This is a genomic window from Streptomyces sp. NPDC005017 (genome assembly GCF_042873115.1).
Classification (GTDB): domain Bacteria; phylum Actinomycetota; class Actinomycetes; order Streptomycetales; family Streptomycetaceae; genus Streptomyces.
Window position 1 is genome coordinate 194,763 of the sequence record NZ_JBIALD010000003.1, and the last position, 21,103, is coordinate 215,865.

General features: G+C 73.3%; 17 protein-coding genes and 1 pseudogene. 8 read left to right on the top strand and 10 right to left on the bottom strand.

Annotated elements, in window-relative coordinates; genetic code table 11:
* Positions 1 to 6 precede the first annotated feature (6 nt).
* From ACFYR0_RS05955 to ACFYR0_RS05965, 3 genes are all read right to left on the bottom strand, one after another.
* The gene (locus ACFYR0_RS05955) at positions 7 to 474 is read right to left on the bottom strand and encodes a DUF5709 domain-containing protein (protein ID WP_386379534.1); all 468 of its coding nucleotides are present in this window, start codon (positions 472 to 474) and stop codon (positions 7 to 9) included.
* A 201-nt stretch (positions 475 to 675) separates the two neighbouring features.
* Entirely contained in the window at positions 676 to 2,670 is a 1,995-nt protein-coding gene (locus ACFYR0_RS05960; RefSeq protein ID WP_389322324.1) for an ABC transporter ATP-binding protein, read from the bottom strand.
* Complete coding sequence (locus tag ACFYR0_RS05965; RefSeq protein ID WP_389322326.1) at positions 2,667 to 4,475, bottom strand: ABC transporter transmembrane domain-containing protein; 1,809 nt, start codon at positions 4,473 to 4,475, stop codon at positions 2,667 to 2,669. Before ACFYR0_RS05965 ends, ACFYR0_RS05960 begins: the two co-directional genes overlap by 4 nt.
* Positions 4,476 to 4,965: 490 nt before the next feature.
* On the opposite strand from ACFYR0_RS05965, the pseudogene ACFYR0_RS05970 reads away from it, so the two are divergent.
* A pseudogene (locus tag ACFYR0_RS05970) lies at positions 4,966 to 5,261 on the top strand (peptide-N4-asparagine amidase); the annotation flags it as partial.
* A 132-nt stretch (positions 5,262 to 5,393) separates the two neighbouring features.
* Here the strand turns inward: ACFYR0_RS05970 and ACFYR0_RS05975 are convergent.
* On the bottom strand, positions 5,394 to 5,855 hold the full coding sequence (locus ACFYR0_RS05975; protein ID WP_389322328.1) for a MarR family winged helix-turn-helix transcriptional regulator: 462 nt from the start codon (positions 5,853 to 5,855) through the stop codon (positions 5,394 to 5,396).
* Between the two features lie 288 nt (positions 5,856 to 6,143).
* On the opposite strand from ACFYR0_RS05975, the gene ACFYR0_RS05980 reads away from it, so the two are divergent.
* Both ACFYR0_RS05980 and mltG read left to right on the top strand, forming a co-directional pair.
* Complete coding sequence (locus ACFYR0_RS05980) at positions 6,144 to 7,946, top strand: ABC transporter ATP-binding protein (RefSeq protein ID WP_389322331.1); 1,803 nt, start codon at positions 6,144 to 6,146, stop codon at positions 7,944 to 7,946.
* Between the two features lie 43 nt (positions 7,947 to 7,989).
* The gene (gene mltG / locus ACFYR0_RS05985; protein WP_389322333.1) at positions 7,990 to 8,832 is read left to right on the top strand and encodes an endolytic transglycosylase MltG; all 843 of its coding nucleotides are present in this window, start codon (positions 7,990 to 7,992) and stop codon (positions 8,830 to 8,832) included.
* A 33-nt stretch (positions 8,833 to 8,865) separates the two neighbouring features.
* Here mltG and ACFYR0_RS05990 read toward each other — a convergent pair whose 3' ends face one another.
* Positions 8,866 to 9,942 (bottom strand): NAD(P)-binding domain-containing protein, encoded by a 1,077-nt coding sequence (locus ACFYR0_RS05990; protein ID WP_389322335.1) that lies wholly within the window; start codon positions 9,940 to 9,942, stop codon positions 8,866 to 8,868.
* A gap of 130 nt (positions 9,943 to 10,072) precedes the next feature.
* On the opposite strand from ACFYR0_RS05990, the gene ACFYR0_RS05995 reads away from it, so the two are divergent.
* The gene (locus ACFYR0_RS05995; protein WP_389322337.1) at positions 10,073 to 10,498 is read left to right on the top strand and encodes a YjbQ family protein; all 426 of its coding nucleotides are present in this window, start codon (positions 10,073 to 10,075) and stop codon (positions 10,496 to 10,498) included.
* A gap of 200 nt (positions 10,499 to 10,698) precedes the next feature.
* Complete coding sequence (locus ACFYR0_RS06000) at positions 10,699 to 12,255, top strand: MFS transporter (RefSeq protein ID WP_389322339.1); 1,557 nt, start codon at positions 10,699 to 10,701, stop codon at positions 12,253 to 12,255.
* Between the two features lie 31 nt (positions 12,256 to 12,286).
* On the opposite strand, the gene ACFYR0_RS06005 is transcribed toward ACFYR0_RS06000, so the two are convergent.
* The 3 genes from ACFYR0_RS06005 to ACFYR0_RS06015 all read right to left on the bottom strand — a co-directional run bounded on the left by ACFYR0_RS06005 (position 12,287) and on the right by ACFYR0_RS06015 (position 15,286).
* Complete coding sequence (locus tag ACFYR0_RS06005) at positions 12,287 to 13,207, bottom strand: peptidoglycan-binding protein (RefSeq protein ID WP_389322341.1); 921 nt, start codon at positions 13,205 to 13,207, stop codon at positions 12,287 to 12,289.
* Between the two features lie 152 nt (positions 13,208 to 13,359).
* A complete protein-coding gene (locus tag ACFYR0_RS06010; RefSeq protein ID WP_389322343.1) occupies positions 13,360 to 14,673 on the bottom strand; it encodes a hypothetical protein in 1,314 nt (437 codons plus the stop codon).
* A 217-nt stretch (positions 14,674 to 14,890) separates the two neighbouring features.
* Positions 14,891 to 15,286 (bottom strand): DUF5997 family protein, encoded by a 396-nt coding sequence (locus tag ACFYR0_RS06015; RefSeq protein WP_389322345.1) that lies wholly within the window; start codon positions 15,284 to 15,286, stop codon positions 14,891 to 14,893.
* A gap of 58 nt (positions 15,287 to 15,344) precedes the next feature.
* Between ACFYR0_RS06015 and ACFYR0_RS06020 the strand changes: the two genes are divergently transcribed.
* Entirely contained in the window at positions 15,345 to 16,142 is a 798-nt protein-coding gene (locus tag ACFYR0_RS06020; RefSeq protein WP_389322347.1) for a LysR substrate-binding domain-containing protein, read from the top strand.
* Between the two features lie 438 nt (positions 16,143 to 16,580).
* On the opposite strand, the gene ACFYR0_RS06025 is transcribed toward ACFYR0_RS06020, so the two are convergent.
* Positions 16,581 to 17,057 (bottom strand): Lrp/AsnC family transcriptional regulator, encoded by a 477-nt coding sequence (locus ACFYR0_RS06025; RefSeq protein WP_389322349.1) that lies wholly within the window; start codon positions 17,055 to 17,057, stop codon positions 16,581 to 16,583.
* Between the two features lie 297 nt (positions 17,058 to 17,354).
* Here ACFYR0_RS06025 and ACFYR0_RS06030 point away from each other — a divergent pair, with 297 nt between their 5' ends.
* Positions 17,355 to 18,872 carry an FUSC family protein gene (locus ACFYR0_RS06030; RefSeq protein ID WP_389322351.1) on the top strand — a complete coding sequence of 506 codons (1,518 nt, stop codon included), beginning with the start codon at positions 17,355 to 17,357 and terminating at the stop codon, positions 18,870 to 18,872.
* A gap of 166 nt (positions 18,873 to 19,038) precedes the next feature.
* On the top strand, positions 19,039 to 20,064 hold the full coding sequence (locus ACFYR0_RS06035) for a lactonase family protein (RefSeq protein WP_389322353.1): 1,026 nt from the start codon (positions 19,039 to 19,041) through the stop codon (positions 20,062 to 20,064).
* A 77-nt stretch (positions 20,065 to 20,141) separates the two neighbouring features.
* Here ACFYR0_RS06035 and ACFYR0_RS06040 read toward each other — a convergent pair whose 3' ends face one another.
* The gene (locus tag ACFYR0_RS06040) at positions 20,142 to 21,065 is read right to left on the bottom strand and encodes a sirohydrochlorin chelatase (protein WP_389322355.1); all 924 of its coding nucleotides are present in this window, start codon (positions 21,063 to 21,065) and stop codon (positions 20,142 to 20,144) included.
* Positions 21,066 to 21,103 lie beyond the last annotated feature (38 nt).

Genomic DNA, 21,103 nt, shown 5'->3' on the forward strand with positions numbered 1-21,103 from the left:
GCTCCGTCAGCCGGAGAGCGCCTCCTCGTCGACTATGTGCATGGCCGCCTCCTCGGCGGAGGCCGCCGCACCGTCGATGCCGACGTCGGTGGCGACGAGGGCGCTCTCCTCGTCCTCGTGGGCACCCTCGTCGGGGGCCACGAGGCGGCCCGAGCGGACCGCGCCGACCTCGTTGTCCAGCAGCTCGCCGTCCGCGTCGCGGTCGCCGATGCCGTCCCCGTCGGCTGCGGCCACGTCCGGGACCTCCTCGGCGAGGCGCTGGTCCAGGGTCTCGCCCTGCCTGCGCTCGGCCGCCGTCACACCGGTGTGCTCGACCGCCCAGGGCCGCTCCGGAGGGGACCAGCCGCGGTCGAGGGGGTCGCCGACACCGTCGTCGACCAGGGTGTCCTCCGCGTCGAGCAGGCCCGCGTCGTCCTGGACCTCGGACCCGTCGGGCTGGTAGACGTCGTCTCCCCATCCGTCGGCGCTGTTCACGGGTACCTCCAGGGGCTGGGGACGATGCCGTTCACACATCGGGCCGCAGGGTGTCGCAGCCGCGCGGGGCGCGGACCCGAGCCGTCTCGGTGGCACCCGGCCGACGGGTGTTCCCGCGACCGGTGCCGGTTTCCAGACTTCCACCCTTGGTCGGAACCGCGCAACGCCACGGGTCCCGGGCCGCTCCCGGCCCGGGTCGGCTCACCCGTGCCAGGAGCGCCAGAGCGCCGCGTACGCCCCGTCGGCGGCGACCAGCTCGTCATGGCTGCCCAGCTCGCTGATGCGGCCGTTCTCCACGACGGCGATCAGGTCGGCGTCATGGGCCGTGTGGAGCCGGTGGGCGATGGCGATGACGGTACGACCGTTGAGGACCCGGGCCAGGGACCGCTCCAGGTGCCGGGCCGCCCGGGGGTCGAGCAGCGAGGTCGCCTCGTCCAGGACGAGGGTGTGCGGATCGGCCAGGACGAGCCGGGCGAGCGCGATCTGCTGGGCCTGCGCGGGGGTGAGGACGAAACCGCCCGAGCCGACCTCGGTGTCCAGCCCCTCGTCGAGGGCCCGGGCCCAGCCGTCGGCGTCGACCGCGCCGAGCGCGGCCCACAGCTCGTCGTCCACCGCGTTCTCGGCCATCGCCGCCGTGGCGGCGCGGTCGGCGCCCTTCCGGACCCGGTTCCGCGTGGACGCCCGCTCCGCGTCCTGCGCGGCCCGCTTGCCGGCGGCCGTCCCGTCCGCCTCGTGCACGGTCCGCGTGCCGGAGGCCTCGCCGTCCGAGCCGTCCGCGTCGTCCAGGACCTCCTTGCCGGAGGTCTCGTCGTCCGCCGGTACCCGCGAGCGCGGCACCGCCAGCAGCAGGTTGTCGCGCAGGGAGCCCACGAAGACGTGGTGTTCCTGGTTGACCAGGGCGACATGGGAGCGGACGCGTTCCGCGGGCATGCGGGAGAGCTCGGCGCCGCCCAGGGTGACATGGCCCGTCCGGGGCGCGTAGATCCCGGCGAGCAGCCTGCCCAGCGTGGACTTGCCCGCGCCGGACGGGCCGACCAGGGCCAGTCTGGTGCCGGGGGCGACGGCGAGGGACACCTTGCGCAGCACGTCGACGCCCTCCAGGTAGCCGAAGTGCACCCGGTCCGCGTCCACGTGCCGGCCGGCGGGGGCGACCGAGGCGTCACCCGCCTCCGGCTCGATGTCCCGGACACCGACGAGGCGGGCCAGCGACACCTGGGCGACCTGGAGCTCGTCGTACCAGCGCAGGATCAGCCCGACGGGGTCGACCAGCATCTGGGCGATGAGCGCGCCGGTGGTGAGCTGGCCGATGTCGATCCAGCCCTCCAGGACGAACACGCCGCCGAACATCAGCACCGAGCCCAGCACCGTGACATGGGTGATGTCGACGACGGGGAACAGCACCGACCGCAGCCACAGCGTGTACCGCTCCCAGGCGGTCCACTCCGCGACCCGTCGGTCGGACAGGGCGACCCGCTGTGCTCCCAGGCGGTGGGCCTCGACGGTGTGCCCGGCGTCCACGGTCTCGGCGAGCGCGGCGGCCACGGCGGCGTATCCGGCCGACTCCGACCGGTAGGCGGCGGGCGCCCGCTTGAAGTACCAGCGGCAGCCGATCACCAGCAGCGGCACGGCGACCAGCACGGCGGCCGCGAGCGGCGGGGCCGTGACGACCAGTCCGCCCAGCAGCAGCGCCGCCCAGACCACGCCGATGGCCAGCTGGGGGACGGCCTCGCGCATGGCGTTGGCGAGGCGGTCGATGTCGGTGGTGATCCGGGACAGCAGATCACCCGTCCCGGCGCGCTCCAGGACACCGGGCGGCAGCCCGACCGAGCGCACCAGGAAGTCCTCGCGCAGGTCGGCGAGCATCCGCTCGCCGAGCATCGCGCCGCGCAGCCGCACCTCGCGCACGAACACCGCCTGGACCAGCAGCGCGACCACGAACAGTGTGGCGGTGAGCCCGAGATGGAGCTCACGGGTGCCGTCGGAGACCCGCTCGACGAGACCGCCGAGGAGGTAGGGGCCGACCATCGAGGCCACCACGGCGACCGTGTTGACGCCGACGAGCACCAGAAAGGCGCGGCGGTGCCGCTTGAACAGTTCCCGCACGTACGCGCGCACGGTCGCGGGGGCGCCGACGGGCAGGGTGCTCGCCGTCGTCGGGGCCGCCGGGTCGTACTCCGGTGGCGCCACGCCGATCATGCCGTCTCCTCGATCTCTTCCAGGGCGTGCCGCAGGGCGGCCCGCCCGTCCCGGACGGCGTCCGGGAGCGGTTCTTCCTCGGTCTCGCGGGTGACCACCGCGCGGTACCGGGGTTCCTTGTGCACGAGCTCCCGGTGCAGGCCCACCGCGGCGACCTCGCCCTCGTGGACGAGGACGACCCGGTCGGCGCGGTCGAGCAGCAGGGGTGAGGAGGTGAACACGACGGTCGTGCGCCCGGTGCGCAGTTCCCGTACGCCCCGGGCGATCCGGGCCTCGGTGTGGGAGTCGACGGCGGACGTCGGCTCGTCCAGGACGAGCACCTCGGGGTCGGTGGCCAGGGAGCGGGCCAGGGCGAGGCGTTGGCGCTGGCCGCCGGAGAGGGAGCGTCCCCGTTCGGTGATCCGCGCGTCCATCGCGTCGTCGATGTCGAGCGAGCCCTGGACGAGCGCCGCCAGCACGTCCTCGCACTGCGCGGCGGCCAGCGCCTCGCGGGCGTCGACGGCGCCGGAGGCGGGCACCTCGAACAGCTCCCGCAGCGTGCCCGAGAGCAGCACCGGGTCCTTGTCCTGCACCAGGACGGCCGTGCGCGCGGTGTCGAGGGGCAGTTCGTCCAGCGGTACGCCGCCCAGCAGCACCGAGGTGCCTGGCTCGCCCGGGTGTCCGCCGAGCCGTTCCGCGAGCCGGCCGGCCGCGTCGGGGTCGCCGCACACCACGGCGGTGAGCCGTCCGGCCGGGGCCAGCAGACCGGTCGCCGGGTCGTACAGATCGCCGGCCGGCACCTCGCCCGCGAGGGAGCCGCCGCCGTCCGTCGCGCGCTCCAGCGACAGCACACGGGCGGCCCGGCGCGCGGCGGGCTTCGAGAAGGAGTACGCCATGGCGATCTCCTCGAAGTGACGCAGCGGGTAGGTGAGGATCATGACGGAGCTGTAGACGGTGACGAGTTCACCCACGGTGATGCGGCCCTCGCGGGCCAGACCCACGCCGTGGGCGACGACCGCGATCAGCAGCAGTCCGGGCAGCAGCATCTGGATCGCCGAGATCAGCGCCCACATGCGGGCGCTGCGGACGGCGGCGTGGCGCACCTCCTGGGATGCGCGGCGGTAGCGGTCGAGGAACAGTTCCTCGCCGCCGATGCCGCGCAGCACCCGCAGTCCGGCCACGGTGTCGGAGGCCAGCTCGGTGGCGCGCCCGGCCTTCTCGCGCTGGTGGTCGGCCCGCCGCGTGGCGCGCGGCAGCAGCGGCAGCACCGCGAGCGCCAGGACGGGCAGACCCACGGCGACGACCACGCCGAGCGCGGGCTGGTACACGACGAGTCCGGCGACGACGATCACCACGGTGAGCGCGGCGGCGGTGAACCGGGACATGGCCTCGACGAACCAGCCGATCTTCTCCACGTCACCGGTGGAGACGGCCACGACCTCGCCCGCGGCCACCCGCCGGGTGAGCCCCGAGCCGAGCTGGGAGGCCTTGCGGGCCAGGAGCTGCTGGACGCGCGCGGCGGCGGTGATCCAGTTGGTCACGGCGGCCCGGTGCAGACCGGTGGAGCCGATGGCGTTGCCCGCGCAGGCCAGCGCGAGCAGCCCTCCGGCGAGCGCCAGCCGGGTGCCGGAGCGGGCGACGACGGCCTCCACGGCCAGCCCGACACAGAAGGGCAGCACGGAGACGGACAGGAAGTGCAGCAGCCCCCAGGCCAGCGACTTCAGCTGGCCGCCCAACTGGTTCCGGCCCAGCCACCACAGGAATCGAGGCCCCGAGCGTGCGTCCGGTACGCCCGGGTCGGGATACGGAAGGTCTTGGATCTGCATGACGTCCCAGTGGCTCGTGTCAGGAGGGATCGGAAGGGATCGAGAGGGATCGAGAGGAAGGAGATGAGGGTGTGGGGGTACCGGGCCGCCCGCCGACGGCAACAAACCGTGAAAGCGTCGCGTCATTCCGTGGTCGTGGGCAACCGGTTTTCCGGGCGCACGGCAAGGCCTCGGCCACGTCCTGACGCCCCGTCGCGGGCGAGCTCGCCAGCCCGTCGAACACCGTTGCGCCCGAGTTCGTCGGCCCGTAGAACACCGGGCATGAGAAGTCGGATGGTCATGTACATACTCACGAGCGTGGTCCCCCGGCTGAGCGCCTTCCCCGCGGCGGGGCCGGCCCGGGCCGCCGACGCCCCGCCGAGTTCGGCACCGACTGGCACTGCCCGGTCACCGCCGCCCCGCCCGTCACCGCGCCCGCCGGAAGGACCTGCCGGGTCACGCTCGCCGAGGCGCAGTTCCGCGACTTCACGCGCTACAGAGGGGCACATGCACCCACACGTTGGACGCCACGACCACGGTCGGCGCGGCGGTCCGGCTGCGGACCGTGCTGAGCCGCGGCGACCGCGCCACGGTCATGGAGACGCGCGACGGCGTGCGAACGGCCTGGTCACGCCTCGACGACCGTACCGGGGCGACGCCACGTACACGATCAACGTGCCGCGCGACCAGCGGCACGCGGTCGCCACCACGAGCGAGCGGTACCGCCCGTAGGGCCCGGCGGGCTGCCGCGACCGCACACCGACGACGGTGCAGGGCGTGCTCGTCGAGGACCGCCTGCGCTGCTGAGCACCCGGCGGCCACGGCAGGGGCGCGTTGCCCGAGCGCCCCTGCCCGGCCCGTCGCCGCTGCCCGCCGTTCGCCGCCGCCCGGCCCGGCGTCCCTTCGCGGCCCCGCCGACAAGCCGTCCTCCCGGAGGGTTCAGCACCGCCCGGCGCCGACTGCCTCCGCATCCCCGTCGATCAGGGTGTCCAGCAGTCCCCGCAGCACCACCCGTTGCGCCTTGTCGAGCGGCGCCAGGATCTCCTCGGCGGCGGCCCGGCGGGCCTCCCGCAGTTCGCGCAGCGCCTTGCGGCCTTCGTCGGTGACCTCGATACGGATCACCCGCCGGTTGGCCGGATCGGGCACGCGCCGTACCCTGCCGCTCGACTCCAGTCCGTCGACGAGCGACGTCACCGCGCGGGGCACCACCTCCAGCCGCTCGGCCAGATCGGCCATCCGCGGGGGCGAGCCGAAGTGCGCCAGCGTGCGCAGCAGACGGGACTGGGCCGGGGTGATGCCCAGGTCGCGGCGCTCCAGATGACGCTTCTGGATGCGGTGCACCCGGCGGGTGAGCCGCAGGAGTTGCTCGGCGAGCAGGCCCTCGGGATCGGGGGTGGTCATGCGGGAACAATATCAGCACGCCGTTCATTGTGAGTATAGGTAACAATGAGCTACGATCCATCAGCCGCCGTCGGCACCTCGCGCCGGAGGCAAGCGTGCGGCACGGGCACACACGCCGCACGGGCACGCACCACGCCCGCGACGGACAGGCGGCGCGTCCGCCCCGGGCACGGCACGGACCGCGCCCGCCCCCGGGCACGTACCGCGCCTTCCGCGCGCTGTGCCGCCGAAGCCGAAGCCGAAGCCGAAGCCGAAACCCGCCGACACCCGTCCCACTCGTAGGAGCCCATGCACCCCGACCACGAGCCCACCTGGAGCCCACCCGCCGACGCCGAGGAGCAGCCCCGGCAGGTGCGGCGCATTCTGGCCCTCTTCCGCCCCTACCGCGGCCGGCTGGCCGTCGTCGGCCTGCTGGTCGGCGCCTCCTCGCTGGTCTCGGTCGCCACGCCCTTCCTGCTGAAGGCGATCCTGGACACGGCGATCCCCGAGCAGCGCACCGGCCTGCTCACCCTGCTCGCGCTCGGCATGATCCTCAGCGCGGTGCTGACCAGCGTGTTCGGGGTCCTCCAGACCCTGATCTCCACCACGGTCGGCCAGCGTGTCATGCACGACCTGCGCACCGCCGTCTACGGCCGGCTCCAGCGCATGTCGCTCGCCTTCTTCACGCGCACGCGTACCGGCGAGGTGCAGTCCCGTATCGCCAACGACATCGGCGGCATGCAGGCGACGGTCACCTCCACCGCCACCTCCCTCGTCTCCAACCTCACCGGCGTCGTCGCCACCGTGGTGGCCATGCTCGTGCTCGACTGGCGGCTGACGCTGGTCTCGCTGGTCCTGCTGCCGGTGTTCGTCTGGATCAGCCGCCGCGTCGGCAACGAACGCAAGAAGATCACTACCCGGCGCCAGAAGCAGATGGCCTCGATGGCCGCCACGGTCACCGAGTCGCTCTCGGTCAGCGGCATCCTGCTCGGCCGGACCATGGGCCGGGCGGAGTCGCTGACCCGGTCCTTCTCCGACGAGTCCGAGCGTCTGGTCGAGCTGGAGGTCCGCTCGAACATGGCCGGCCGCTGGCGCATGGCCGTGATCACCATCGTCATGGCCGCGATGCCCGCCGTCATCTACTGGACCGCCGGCATCGCCCTTCACATGGGCGGCTCCGACGTCTCGCTGGGCACGATCGTCGCCTTCGTCTCGCTCCAGCAGGGCCTCTTCCGGCCGACCGTGAGCCTGCTCGGCACGGGCGTGCAGATCCAGACCTCGCTCGCCCTGTTCCAGCGCATCTTCGAGTACCTCGACCTGCCGATCGACATCACCGAGCGCGAGCGCCCGGTGCACCTCGACCAGGTCAAGGGCGAGGTCCGCTTCGAGGACGTGGAGTTCCGGTACGACGACAAGGGCGGTCCCCTGCTCGACGGCATCGACGTCACCGTCCCGGCGGGCGGCAGCCTGGCCCTGGTCGGCCCGACCGGCGCGGGCAAGTCCACCCTCGGGTACCTCGTGCCGCGGCTGTACGACGTGACGGGCGGCCGGGTCACCCTCGACGGGTACGACGTGCGCGACCTCGACTTCGACACGCTCGCGCGGGCGGTCGGCGTCGTGTCGCAGGAGACGTACCTCTTCCACGCCACGGTCGCCGACAACCTCCGCTTCGCCAAGCCCGACGCCACCGACGAGGAACTGCACGCGGCGGCGAAGGCGGCGCAGATCCACGAGCACATCGCGGCCCTGCCCGACGGCTATGACACGGTCGTCGGCGAGCGCGGACACCGTTTCTCCGGTGGCGAGAAGCAGCGGCTGGCCATCGCCCGCACGATCCTGCGCGACCCGCCCGTGCTCATCCTCGACGAGGCGACGAGCGCCCTGGACACCCGCACCGAGAGTGCCGTCCAGGAGGCCATCGACGCACTGTCGGCGAACCGCACCACCATCACCATCGCCCACCGGCTGTCCACCGTTCGGGGTGCCGACCAGATCGTCGTCCTGGACTCCGGCCGAGCGGTCGAACGGGGCACGCACGAGCAGTTGTCGGAGCTCGGCGGGCGGTACGCGGCCCTCGTCCGAAGGGACGCACGACGGGAACCGACAAGATGACGATATGCCGGGTTTATGGGGTTGTGCGGGTTACCGTGCCCCCATGCAGACGAACACTCCGCCACGGAGCGCGATCCGACTGACGCGCCGGGGCCGCCTCGTCCTCATCGCCACCGGGGCCGCCGTGGCAGGCACCGCCGTGGCGGTGCCGCTGCTGCCCCTGGGCGGCGAGGAGAAGGCCGAGCCCACCTCGCTGGTGATCCCCGAGGGCTGGCGCGCCGGCCAGATCTACGAGGCCGTCGACAAGGCCCTGTCCCTGCCCCCGGGCACCGCCAAGAAGTCCCTGCCCAAGGCCGGACTCAAGCTGCCGGCCGACGCCGAGGGCAACCCGGAGGGCTATCTCTTCCCGGCGACCTATCCGCTCACGGACAAGTCCACGCCCGAGTCGATGCTGTCGTACATGGTCGACACGGCGAACAAGAAGTTCAACGGCGCCCCCATCGCCGCCGGTGCCCAGCGCAACGCGATGAACGTCTACCAGGCCGTCACCATCGCCAGCCTCGTCCAGGCCGAGGCGAACACCAAGGCCGACATGGGCAAGGTGGCCCGGGTGATCTTCAACCGGCTGGAGCGCGGCATGCCGCTCCAGATGGACTCGACGATCAACTACGCGCTCGGCCGAGCCACCCTCGGTACGAGCCTGGCCGACACCCGTCTGGACAGCCCCTACAACTCCTACCAGCGCATGGGCCTGCCTCCCACGCCGATCGACAACCCCGGCGAGGACGCGATGCGCGCCGCCATCAGCCCGACGCCTGGCGACTGGCTCTACTTCGTCACGGTCAAGCCGGGCGACACCCGCTTCACGGCCGACTACGCCGAGCACCAGCGCAACGTGGCCGAGTTCAACGCCCAGCAGAAGAAGGGCGCGCAGCAGAAGCGCTGACCGGACCCGGCGCGCGGCCGTCCGGGAGGCGCGTCAAGCGGCGACCGGCTCACCGGCCAGCAGCCGCCTGATGTCCCGCACGGCCGCGCGGCCGGCCCGGTTGGCGCCGATGGTGCTGGCCGACGGTCCGTAGCCGACGAGGTGGATCCGCGGGTCGGCGACCGCGCGGGTGCCGTCCACCCGGACGCCCCCGCCCGGCTCACGCAGTCTCAGCGGGGCGAGGTGGTCGATCGCGGCACGGAACCCGGTCGCCCACAGGATGACGTCGGCCGCCACCTGACGGCCGTCGTCCCAGGCCACACCGTTCGGCGTGATCCGGTCGAACATCGGCTGCCGGTCCAGGACTCCGTCCCGCAGCCCCTGCCGGATCGCGTCGTTCAGCGGCAGTCCCGTCACCGACACCACGCTCTTCGGCGGCAGTCCCTGCCGTACGCGCTCCTCGACCAGCGCCACCGCCGCGCGGCCCACGTTCTCGTCGAAGGGGCCCTCGCGGAAGACCGGCGGCCGACGGGTGACCCAGGTCGTGGCCGCCGCGTACGGGGCGAGCTCCAGCAGGTGCTGGGTCCCCGAGGCGCCCCCGCCCACCACCACGACGCGCCGTCCGGCGAACTCCTCCGGACCCGGGTACTGCGCGGTGTGCAACTGCCGCCCCCGGAAGGTCTCCTGCCCCGGATAGCGAGGCCAGAACGGCCGGTCCCACGTGCCGGTCGCGTTGATCAGCGCCCGGGTCGCCCAGGTGCCGTCCGAGGTCTCGACGAGCAGCCGCCCGCCCTCGCCCTCCCGCACCGCGCGCACATCCACCGGCCGCCGTACCCGCAGCCCGAAGGTCCGCTCGTACGTGGTGAAGTACTCGGAGATCACCTCCGAGGAGGCCCGCTCCGGGTCGGCGCCGGTCAACTCCATCCCGGGCAGGGCGTGCATCCCGTGCACCCTGCCGTACGTGAGCGAGGGCCAGCGGAACTGCCAGGCGCCGCCCGGACCGGGGGAGTGGTCCAGCACCACGAAGTCGCGCTCCGGCTCGAAACCGGTGCGGCGCAGATGGTAGGCGCTGGACAGACCCGCCTGACCAGCGCCTATGACGACGACCTCGACCTCGCGTATGTGGTTCACGCTTCTACCAACCGCGCGGAGGCCGCCCCTCTTCCCGGCCGCCCCTACCAGGCGTCGGCCGCCATGGCGACACGAGGCACCGGTCCGCCCCTCCGGTACGACGGTCCCCGCATGGGCCAGGATGGGAGGCATGTCAGATGCGTTCACCACCCGCGTACTGCACGTCGCCTCCGGCTCCGTCGAGCGGATCGTCGACCTCACCGGCGACTGCCAGGCCTTCCTCGCGCAGACCTCCGGAGGTCGCGACGGCCTGCTCAACATCTTCGTCCCGCACGCCACCGCCGGCGTCGCCGTCATCGAGACGGGAGCGGGCAGCGACGACGACCTGCTCGCCGCACTGCACTCGCTGCTCCCCGCCGACGACCGCTGGCAGCACCGCCACGGCAGTCCCGGCCACGGCCGCGACCATGTGCTGCCCGCCATCGTGCCCCCGCACGCCACGCTGCCGGTGATCGGCGGCCGACTCGAGCTCGGCACCTGGCAGTCGGTGTGCCTGGTCGACACCAACAAGGACAACCCCGAACGCAAGGTGCGGCTGAGCTTCCTGGCCGGCTGACCCGACGGGCGCCGGCTGATCCGACGGGCGCCGGCTGATCCGACAGGCAGTAGTCCCAATCACTCCACGGCCCGGGCCCGAAGCACCGGGTGGGGCCCGATGATCGAGTGGTGACCCCAGAGGCACGGGCGTACCGTCGAACGGTGGACCAGCGGTGGACGCACCGTCCGCCTACCCTCATGACGAAGGCGTGACGCCTCATGAGCAGCCACCCGCAGCCCGGCTCCGCGACGAGCACGGCCACCCCGGAAAAGGGTGGCGGCGGCAACGCGATGGCCCTGCTGGTCATCGCCTCCTGCCAGCTCATGGTGGTGCTCGACATCACCATCGTGAACATCGCGCTGCCGGACATCCAGCGCGCGCTGGACTTCTCGACCACCAGCCTGTCCTGGGTGGTCAACGCGTACACCCTGACCTTCGGCGGACTGCTGCTGCTCGGCGGGCGGGCCGGCGACATCCTCGGCCGGCGGCGGGTGTTCGTCTTCGGCGTGCTGCTGTTCGCGTTCGCCTCCCTGCTCGGCGGCTTCTCCCAGGACTCCGGCCAACTCCTCGCCGCGCGCGCCCTCCAGGGCGTCGGCGGCGCCATCGCGTCCCCCACCTCCCTGGCGCTGATCAGCACCACATTCCGCGAAGGCCCCGAACGCAACCGTGCGTTCGGCGTGTTCGCCGCGGTCTCGGCGGGAGGCGGCGCGATCGGGCTGCTGATGGGCGGAATCCTCGTCGAGTGGCTGGACTGGCGCTGGGTCCTCTTCGTCAACGTGCCCATCGGCCTGCTGATCGCCTTCGCCACGCCGCGCTACATCAAGGAGTCCGAGCGCCACCCGGGCCACTTCGACATCGCCGGCGCGCTCACCTCCACCGTGGGCATGGTGCTGCTCGTCTACGGCTTCATCAGGGCGGCGCAGGACGGCTGGCGGGACCCGTGGACGATAGGCTCGTTCTGCGCGGCCGTCGTCGTGTTGGCGGCGTTCATCGTGATCGAGCGCCGCTCCTCCCAGCCGATCACACCGCTGCACATGTTCGCCGACCGCAACCGTGCGGGCACCTACGGCATCATGCTGTGCCTGGCCGCGGCGATCTTCGGCATGTTCTTCTTCCTGACGCTGTTCGCGCAGAATGTTCTGGACTTCAGCCCGCTGGTGACCGGGTTCGCCTTCCTGCCGGTCAGCGCCGTCATCGCGGTCGGTGCCGCGCTGGCCTCGCGGTTCCTGCCCGTGTACGGACCCAAACCGTTCATGGTGGTCGGCGCGATCCTGGCGGCCGCCGGCCTGGCCTGGCTGACCCTGACCGACGTCCACTCCACGTACGCGGGCAGCATCCTCGGCCCGCTCCTGGTGTTCAGCCTGGGCATGGGCATGGAGTTCGTGTCGCTGACCCTGATGGCGCTGTCCAACGTCGAGGTCCGCGAGACGGGCGCGGCGTCCGGACTGCTCAACGCCACTCAGCAGGTCGGCGGTTCACTGGGTCTGTCCATCCTGGTCACCATGTTCGGGACGGCCAGCAACAACGAGGCCGAGAAACAGGTCCCGCTGTTCCTCCAGCAGGCGACCCCCCTCGAACGGCTGCGCTTCGAGAGGACGGGGCAACTGCCACCGCCCTACTCGGACGAGATCCTCACCGCGGGTGTGTCCTCGGCGTTCGTCGTGGCGGCGGTCTTCGCCGCCGTGGCCGCGATCATCGCCGTCCTCGTCATCCAGGTCCGCCCGTCCGACCTGGAGCGGCTCCAAGGCGGCGGCATGGGCCCCGGCCCCGGGTGACGCGGGGACCGGGGGCCGGCGACGAAGAGCGTCAGGAGAACAGCAGTTTCCAGGTCAGCGGGCCCGGGAACCCGTCCGCGTCACCGCGCAGTTCCTCGCGGGACTTCTGGAAGTCGCGCACGTTGAGCCGGTCGGCCTCGCCCCAGGACCGGCTCGGCCCGACCTTGTAGTGGTCGCCGAAGCCCTCTTTGACCAACTGCCTGCCCAGCACCAGCACATGGTCGTTGACCGCGCCCTCGCGGAAGAACTTGCGGCCCGGGAACACCGGAACCTTCGGCCTGCCCGGCTTCGGCTGCGTACCGGCCGGCGGCTCGTCCAGGTCCAGGTCCGCCCGGGCCCGCCGCAGGATCTCGGTGATGTCGATCCCGCCGGGGTCGCCGTGGTCGTTCTCGGGGACGTGCATATGGCCGCACACCCCGTTGAACGCGGTCCACTTGGCCTTGCTCATGCGCTGGCCGTTCCTGCTGCCGTAGGAGTCGGGGTAGGCAGGCCACGCCTTCGGACCGCTCAGCGGCACGCCGTGCTGCTCGTGCATCCACGACAGGAACCGCGCGACGCCCTCCAGCGCCCAGGCCGGCGCCTCCGGCCAGAACAGATGCCGCCGGCCCGCGTCCTTCCACTTGCCGTGGGTCGTCGGATCGCAGGTGCCGACCAGTTCGACCTGGCAGACGTTGAGTGTGTTCGTCTCCACGCCGCCCGCGAGGTTCTGAAGCGCCCGGGAGGAGCACTCGATGTCGAAGTGCTGGAACCAGCGCAGCCGCTTGGTGTCGAGGTCGGGCACCGCGGTCAGGTTCGGGGCGGCGCCACCACCGCCGTAGTCGGGCAAACTCGTTCCCTCGGTGGTGTGCAGGACGACGACGTTGACCTCCATCGGATCGCCGGGGAAGTCGTCCTGGTACCAGTTCGCGCGGCTGGATCCGGGGTAGCGCTGGGGACCGGTCTTCACACTCATGCGCAGCCTTTCGAGTCATGAGGTGCCCCCGAGCGGCTCCGAGCGGCGCCCGGGGTGTCACTTGATGATGACTCAACTAGCGGTGGCTGCACGGAAGGTGACCGCATCCGGCGGCTTTCGTCCGGACGGTGCCACAACCTGGTCGAGAGCGGTCAGAGGAAGCGGCCGCTCTGCACCGGCCCGGACGACCTCAGGGCCGTGCGCTCGCCCCGCAGCCAGGTGTCGCGCACCGCCGTGGCGAATCCGGCGAACGCCTCGTCGGGGTCGGCCGGTGTCCCGCCGTCGCCCTCGTCGGCGACGGCCTCGGCGGCCGCGATCTCCTCGGCGATCCGCTCCTCGGGCCGCTCGTCGGCCGGCTCCCGGCGCGGGGTCCCGTCCTCGCCCACGGCCATCCGCTCGCCCCAGGGCGCCACCACCGACTGGTGCAGCAGGGTCACGCTGTCCGCGGTGACCGCCGGGGCGTCGGTCCAGCAGGACGCGTGCTCGTGCAGCACCTGCCCGGGGGCCCGTTCGTGCAACTGCTGGAGGACCTCGGGACCCTCGGCGGTGTCGAGCAGGCCGTTCAGGTCGTACGCGACCACGACCGTGTCCTCGCGTCCGGGGGCGAAGGGCTGCGCGGGGAGGCCCAGCACCCGCGCCGCGGCGAGGCCGAGGACGCGGCTGTCCCGGTCGGGCAGCAGCGAAACCGACCGGGGCCGCAGCCCGGCGGCCGCCGGCAGGGTCCGCAGACGCAGCAGCCCGCGCAGACACTGCTCCGGAGTGTCCTGGAGGAACGCGAACCGGCCGGTCATCCCGGCCTCGAAGCCGTACGACGAGAGCGTGCCGAGGATCGTGCCGCCGATCACGTACTGCCATCCGCGCAGGTCGGCGAGGTCCAGCGGGGTCGTGACCGCGGCGGCACGCTCCAGCATGCGGGTCTGCCGCCGCCGGGGCGGCAGCCACTGCGGGTCCTCCGGGTCGCCCAGCAGCGCGTGCTGGCGACGGGCGAGGGGGAGGTCGCCGGCCATCAGGGCGTTGTAGACCAGGAGATAGCGGTCCGGCCAGGGTACGAACCGGTCCTCGTACCGGCCGAGCAGTTCGGCGGCGTCGGCGTGCCGTCCCTCGCGCTCGTACGCCGAGACCAGCTCGCGCATCACGCCCAGGGCGTCCGGGTTGGCGCGCAGCACCTCGCGCAGGGCGGGGACGGCCAGATACGCCACCCCGCGCTCGACACAGGCGTAGCCGTAGGCGTACTGCGCCCTGGCCAGGTCCGGGCGCGCGGCCAGCTCCGAGGCGGCTTGGCGCAGGTCGTCGAACCCGGCCGCCTCCGCGGCGCGCGCGACCACGAGGGCCACCTCGCCGAGCGGCAGGCTGTCGGTGTCCGACCGCAGCTGCCGCAGGGCACCGGGCACGTCGTCCGAGTCCAGCAGCTCCCAGGCCTTGAGGACGTCGGGGGTCTCGGGGCGGCGATTCCTGCGCGAGAACATGCCGAAGATCATCACGGACCGGGGTCCGCGTTCTCAAACGGATTTTTGGGCGGGCCAAGGGGTCCGAAGGGGTCGAAGAGTGTGCTCTCGAGCCTGTGACCGGGGCGCACGCCCTCGAGCCGACCGCCGGGGCGCGTGCCCTCGAACGGGTTCCGGGCCGCCGGCGCACACCCCTCTGGTCCAGTCCGCCGGCGTGCACCTCGGGGGCGGCCGCGCGTCAGGAACCCTGGCCCTCGGCCCGCTCCGCGTTCCGCTTCTTGATCCGCACGGTCTCCTTGCGCACTTCGGCCTGCGTGGCGCGCTCCTTCTCCAGCCACTCGGGCAGCTCGGACCTGATCGCCTCGATCTGCTCGGTGGTCAGCGCCTCGGTGACACCGCCGCGGGCCAGGCCCGCGATGGACACGCCGAGCTTCGCCGCGACCACGGGGCGCGGGTGCGGGCCGTTCTGCCGCAGCTCGCTCAGCCACGCGGGCGGGTTGGCCTGAAGCTCGTTGAACTCGGCGCGCGAGACGACCCCCTCCTGGAACTCGGCGGGGGTGGCGGGCAGGTACACACCCAGCTTCTTCGCCGCGGTGGCGGGCTTCATCGTCTGGGCGGTCTGGTGCGACTTCATGCTGTCCAGACTAGACGCCGGGTGACGGGCCGCCGACCACGGCCGGTAACCTGGCGGAGTGACAGGCTCGGCAGCACCCTCCTCGTTCCGGCTCGCGTTCGTACCCGGGGCGACTCCCGGCAAGTGGGTGCGGATCTGGGAAGAACGCCTGCCCGACGTCCCGCTCGCCCTGGTCCCCGTCGAAGCCGCGGACGTCTCGGCCGTGCTGCGTTCCGGCGAGGCCGACGCGGGCATCGTACGACTGCCCGTGGACCGTACGGCCTTCAGCGCGATCCCCCTCTACACCGAGGCGACCGTCGTCGTGGTGCCCAAGGACCACCTGCTCACGGCGGCCGACGAGGTGACCGTCGGCGACCTCGCCGACGACGTGGTCTTCCATCCCCTCGACGACGTGCTCGGCTGGGAGACGCTGCCGGGCAGGCCGGCCGTCGAGCGCCCGGCGACCACCGCCGACGCGATCGAGCTGGTCGCGGCGGGCGTCGGTGTCCTGGTCGTCCCGCAGTCCCTCGCCCGGCTGCACCACCGCAAGGACCTCACCTACCGCACGGTCACCGACGCTCCGCAGTCCGGCGTGGCGCTCTCCTGGCCGGAGGACTCCCACACCGACCTGGTCGAGGACTTCATCGGGATCGTCCGGGGCCGCACGGTGAACAGCACCCGCGGTCGCCCTCGCCCGTCCGGGACGCCCGCGCGCGACCAGGCACCCGCGGCCCGCCGCAAGCCCGCCCCCGGGGCGAAGAGCACCCGCGCGGGCAACTCGAAGACCGCCGGAAGGGGCGGCACGGCCAAGGGCGGCGCCGGAAAGACCGGTGGCAAGGGCGGCAGCGGCCGGGGCAAGCCACGCCGCCGCTCGTAGCGGCCCTGCCTCGGCCGTCGCCGTCCGCCTTTCCCACGCCCCTTGGGGAGCCGGCCGGATTGTGCGCCGTCGCGTGCGGGTTTTCCGTCGGCTGATCGCGCGGTTCCTCGCGCCCCTCGACGGATCGCCCGGTCGCCCGCGCTCCTCGACGGATCGCGCGGTTCCTCGTGCCCTCGACGGATCGCCCGGTCGCCCGCGCTCCTCGACGGATCGCGCGGTTCCTCGTGCCCTCGACGGACCGCCCGGTCACCCACGCTCCTCGACGGATCGCGCGGTTCCTCGCGCCTCTTGGCTGATCGCGCGGTTCCCCGCGCCCCTCGACGGACCGCCCGGTCGCCCGGCCTTCGAGCGGCGCGCCGACTGCGCGTCCCGCCACCCACGGTCCGCAGCGGGAGGCCGTCACCGCCCTCCGCCACCGGCCGCCCCCGGCGCCCCCGCTCAGCGTGCCGCCGAGCGGCCGATCGACTCCACCAGCGGCAGCAGCCGGTGCGGCACGCGTTCGCGCAGGGCGACCTCCGTGCGGGTGCGGACGACACCCGGGAGGCTGATCAGCTCCTGGATCACGTCCTCCAGGTGCGCGTTGTCGCGGGCGACCACGCGGGTCAGCAGGTCGCCCCCGCCCGTGATCGAGAAGGCCTCGACGATCTCGGGCACGGCCGCCAGCGCGTCGCCCACGTCGTCGAGATGGCCCTGGGTGACCTCGATGTGCACGAACGCCAGCACCGGATGGCCGAGCGCGGCGGGGGAGAGGGCGGGACCCGTACCGGTGATCACGCCCTCCCGCTCCAGCCGGTCCAGCCGGGCCTGGAGGGTGCCGCGGGCGACGCCGAGGAGGCGGGCGTACTCGCGCACGCTCGTGCGCGGCTGCTCCAGGAGCAGCCGCAGGATGCGGGTGTCGAGCTCGTCCACGGCCATGGCGCGACGGACCTCCTCATCACTTGTTGATCTTCGTCGACTGTACCAATGGCCCCGCGCCCCGCGACCCGGATGGACCAGGAAGCGTGGTCCGTTGGCACGGTTTCGGCCGAGCTGATCGCTCTGATGCTGGGCCATTGGCCCACCGGACGAGTGCCGACTTGAGCCAGTGGCGGCGGGGATGCTGTCATGGGGTCGTCGATGGCGCTGCGGATTCCGCGGCGCCTTTTTCATGCTGGTCGTACGGGCGCCTCCTCGGCGCCTGTCCGGGCCTGCCGTGACAAGGGAGCGAAAGCAGTGCTGAAGACGGTGTTCGTGGCTCCGGATCCGGGGCGGACGCGGCTGCGCTTCGCCACCCGGGCCGTCCTCGGCATCGGGCTCGCCGTGGTGCTGTGCGGCCTGGCCGGACACTCCCTGCTCGGCGCCCTCATCGGCGGTCTCGCCGCGCTGCTCGCCCTGTTCACGGTCACCGACGCCACGGTCCGGGGGCAGGCGGTCACCACCGCCCTGCTGCCCGCCGTCGGCCTGCCGGTGCTCGCCCTCGCCGCCGAGCTGCACGACCAGCCGGTCGCCCGTGACCTCGCCTTCCTCGCGGTCGTCGGCGCCGGGGTGTACGCCCGCCGCTGGGGGCCGCGCGGCCACAGCCTCGGCGTGTTCGCGTTCATGACGTACTTCATCGCCCAGTTCCTGCACGCCACGCCCGGCATGCTGCCCGAGCTGTACGCCGCCGTCCTGCTGTCCGTCCTGACCGCCGCGGTGGTGCGTTTCGGGGTGTGGTGCTACGAGCGCCGGCTGCCCCCGCCGCCCGCCGTCGCGCCGCCCGGCGGCACCGGCCTGGCCCGCATCACCACCCGCCAGGCCGTGCAGGCCACCGCGGGCGCGGGCTTCGCCCTGTTCGTCGGCCAGCTGGTGTCCGGGCATCGCTGGTACTGGGCCGTGGGCGCCACCTGGTGGATCTTCGTCAACACCACCTCGCGCGGCGAGACCCTGGTGCGCGGCTTCCGCCGGGTCCTCGGCACCGTGATCGGCATCGGTCTCGGCCTGCTGGTCGCCGTACCCGTGCAGGGCGACCCGGTGGTCTCGTCGGTGCTGCTCGCCGCCTGTGTCTTCGGCATCTTCTACACGGCCCCCGTCTCCTACACGTGGATGATGCTCTGCGTGACGCTGCTGGCCTCCCTGCTCTACGGCCTGCTGGACCTGCTCGACCCGGCCCTGCTCGCGCTGCGGCTGGCCGAGACGGGCGTGGGTGCTCTCGGTGCCGTGCTGGCCGTGCTGTTCGTCCTGCCCGTCACCACGCACGCCGTGACCGACGCCTGGATCCAGCGCGCCCTGACCTGCGTCCACGCCTGCACCGCCGAGGCCGCCGCCCGGCTGGCCGGGGTCCCGGGCGCCGACCCGGCGCCCCGGGTCGCCGAACTGGAGCAGATGCTCGGACGGGTACGGCTCGCCGTCGCGCCCCTCGTCCACCCGCTGAACCCGATGCTCGTCCGCAAGGGCCGCGCCCTGCGCGTCCTGGCCCTGCTGGACGACTGTGCCCGGGAGATCCGCGGCCTGGTCGCCGTCGCCGCCGACCCGGAGGCGTCGCAGGACGCCCGGCTCGCCAGGGCCTGCCACCGGGTCGAGGCCTCGGTCGAGGCGCTGATCGCCAGCCCGGCGAGCAAGGGCCGCGAGCCCCGCCCCGCCGGCTCCCCGGCCGTGCGGCCGCCCCAGGCCGGCGAGCCCGCCCTCGCCCACCTGCACGGTCTCGAACACGCCCTGGCCGAACTGGCCGCCCCCCTGCGGGCACCCTCGGGCTCGCCGCTCGTGGGGGCGTGAGGCGGGCGCGCACGAGGGCGTGCCGGAGAGCCGTCCGCCGCGACGCGCTTCAACCTGCCCCCCGCACGCATCGATCCGGACGTGCCCCGCGCTCTCAACCCCCTTGGTCTAGACCGCAGGTGCTACCGTCGCCCGGGACGGGCAGTCGACCGACAAGGGGACAGCGGTGGCAGACGGCGGCAGGCGCAGGGCGTTCATCGGGTCGTTCACGGCAGCGGGCGGCCCGGGCGTGATCATGGCGGCCGTCGACACCGCGGACGGCTCGCTGGCCGTCCTCGGCGGCGTGAACGGCGTGCCCGACCCGTCCTATCTCGCCCTCGCGCCCGACGGCGGCACCCTCTACGCGGTCAGCGAGACAGCCGAGGGCGCGGTCGCCGCCTACCGGGTGACCGGCGAAGCCCCCGAGCCCGTCGGCAGGCCCGTGCCCGTCGGCTCCGGCCCCACCCACCTCAGCGTCTTCGACGGCCACCTGCTCACCGCCGACTACGGCTCCGGCAGCGTCTCCGTCGTCCGCCTGCGCCCCGACGGCACCCTGGAGGGCCCCGTCTCCGCGGTGCTCCGGCACACCGGTTCCGGCCCCCACACGCCCCGCCAGCAGGGCCCGCACGCCCACCACGTGCAGCCCGACCCCAGCCGCCGCTGGGCGGTCAGCGTCGACCTCGGCACCGACTCCGTGCGGGTGTGCACCCTGGCCGACGGCCGTCTGGAGCTGCACCGGGAGGTCGCCCTGCGCCCCGGCTCCGGCCCCCGCCACCTGGCCTTCCACCCCGAGGGCGACCGCGCCTACGTCGTCAACGAGCTCGCCCCGACGATCACCGTCTGCCGCTGGAACGCCGCCGACGGCACCCTCAAGCCGCTGACCGAGACACAGGTCCTGCCGGGCGCGCCGGACGGCGACGCGTACCCGTCGGGCGTCGTGGTCTCGCCCGACGGCCGGTTCGTGTGGACCGCCGTACGCGGCGAGGACGTGCTGTGCGTGCTGGCCGTCGAGGGCGAGAGTCTGCGCCTGGTCGGGACCGTCCCCTGCGGCGGACACTGGCCGCGCGCGCTCACCGAGGCCGACGGCTACCTCTACGTCGCCAACGAACGCTCCGGCGACGTCACCTGGTTCCGCCTCGACCCGGACACCGGTCTCCCGCGCCGCGCCGGATCGGTCCGGGTCCCCGCCGCCTCCTGCGTCGTCGTCGGCTGACCCGGTCCCTGCACGCCGAAGGGCCCGCCCCGGTCGGGGGCGGGCCCTTGTCGTACGACGTGGAAAGGGTGCGCGGGTCAGCGCAGGGGCGTGCCCTGCTGCGCCGGCGGGGCGATGCCGAGGGCCTGCGTGTACTGGGCCAGGGCGAGCTTGCCGATCGCCGGATACGGGCCGAGCGCATCGGCGGCGGCGCAGCCGGCCTCCGCGGCGGCGGCCTCGATCAGCGAGGCGTCGATCTCCGGGCCGATCAGGTAGGGGGCCAGCGCCAGCTGCTGCGAGCCCGAGGAGCGCAGCTGGTCGGCGACGGCCGCGATCGAGCCCTCCTGGTCCAGCGCGGCCGCCATCACGGGCACGGCCAGACGCGCGGCGAGCAGCATGCCGGTGATCCCGGCGGCCTGCACGGCCTCCTCGCCACCCACCGAGGCGAGGATGATGCCGTCCGCGGCCGTGGCCACGGTGAACAGCCGGGCGCGGTCGGCGCGGGCCAGACCGGCCTCGGACAGCCGCACGTGCAGACCCTCCGCGAGCAGCGGGTGCGGGCCCAGCACGTCCGTCAGGTCGGCGGCGACCCGGCTGTCCATCACGGCCTGGCGGACCTGGCGCAGCAGCGCGCCGTCCGGGCCGGCGAGCAGCGGCACGACCACCGCGACGGGGCCCTCGGGCTCCTTGACCTCCACACCCGCGGCGAGCGCCTGCTCGTAACGGGCGGTGCGCTCGTCGGCGGCGTGCGCGAGCACGACCTTCAGCGACGGGAACTCCGCGTCGTCCCCGTCCACGAACCCGATACGGGCGTCGAGCCCGGGGAGCTCGGAGCGGGCGATGCTCACGATCTCCTCGGCGAGGCCACGGGTGGCGGCGCTGGGCGTGCCCGGAACCGCGAGAACGAGCGCGGGTGCGCCCTCGGGAGCCGCCAGCGGCTCGGGTCGGCGGTGCCGCCCGGGCTGGCGGGGGCGCGGCATTCGTACAGGCAGGCCGGACGCGGGCCCAGTGGGGGAGCTCATGGCGCCGCATGTTACTGGCTTCCTGGGCTCCCCTGTTC

Bases quoted from the DNA above. Each gene is read 5' to 3' on its own strand.
- ACFYR0_RS05960 (WP_389322324.1), bottom strand. From the start codon at position 2,670: ATGATCGGCGTGGCGCCACCGGAGTACGACCCGGCGGCCCCGACGACG.
- ACFYR0_RS05965 (WP_389322326.1), bottom strand. From the start codon at position 4,475: ATGCAGATCCAAGACCTTCCGTATCCCGACCCGGGCGTACCGGACGCA.
- ACFYR0_RS05975 (WP_389322328.1), bottom strand. From the start codon at position 5,855: ATGACCACCCCCGATCCCGAGGGCCTGCTCGCCGAGCAACTCCTGCGG.
- ACFYR0_RS05980 (WP_389322331.1), top strand. From the start codon at position 6,144: ATGCACCCCGACCACGAGCCCACCTGGAGCCCACCCGCCGACGCCGAG.
- mltG (WP_389322333.1), top strand. From the start codon at position 7,990: ATGCAGACGAACACTCCGCCACGGAGCGCGATCCGACTGACGCGCCGG.
- ACFYR0_RS05995 (WP_389322337.1), top strand. From the start codon at position 10,073: ATGTCAGATGCGTTCACCACCCGCGTACTGCACGTCGCCTCCGGCTCC.
- ACFYR0_RS06000 (WP_389322339.1), top strand. From the start codon at position 10,699: ATGAGCAGCCACCCGCAGCCCGGCTCCGCGACGAGCACGGCCACCCCG.
- ACFYR0_RS06005 (WP_389322341.1), bottom strand. From the start codon at position 13,207: ATGAGTGTGAAGACCGGTCCCCAGCGCTACCCCGGATCCAGCCGCGCG.
- ACFYR0_RS06010 (WP_389322343.1), bottom strand. From the start codon at position 14,673: ATGTTCTCGCGCAGGAATCGCCGCCCCGAGACCCCCGACGTCCTCAAG.
- ACFYR0_RS06015 (WP_389322345.1), bottom strand. From the start codon at position 15,286: ATGAAGTCGCACCAGACCGCCCAGACGATGAAGCCCGCCACCGCGGCG.
- ACFYR0_RS06025 (WP_389322349.1), bottom strand. From the start codon at position 17,057: ATGGCCGTGGACGAGCTCGACACCCGCATCCTGCGGCTGCTCCTGGAG.
- ACFYR0_RS06040 (WP_389322355.1), bottom strand. From the start codon at position 21,065: ATGAGCTCCCCCACTGGGCCCGCGTCCGGCCTGCCTGTACGAATGCCG.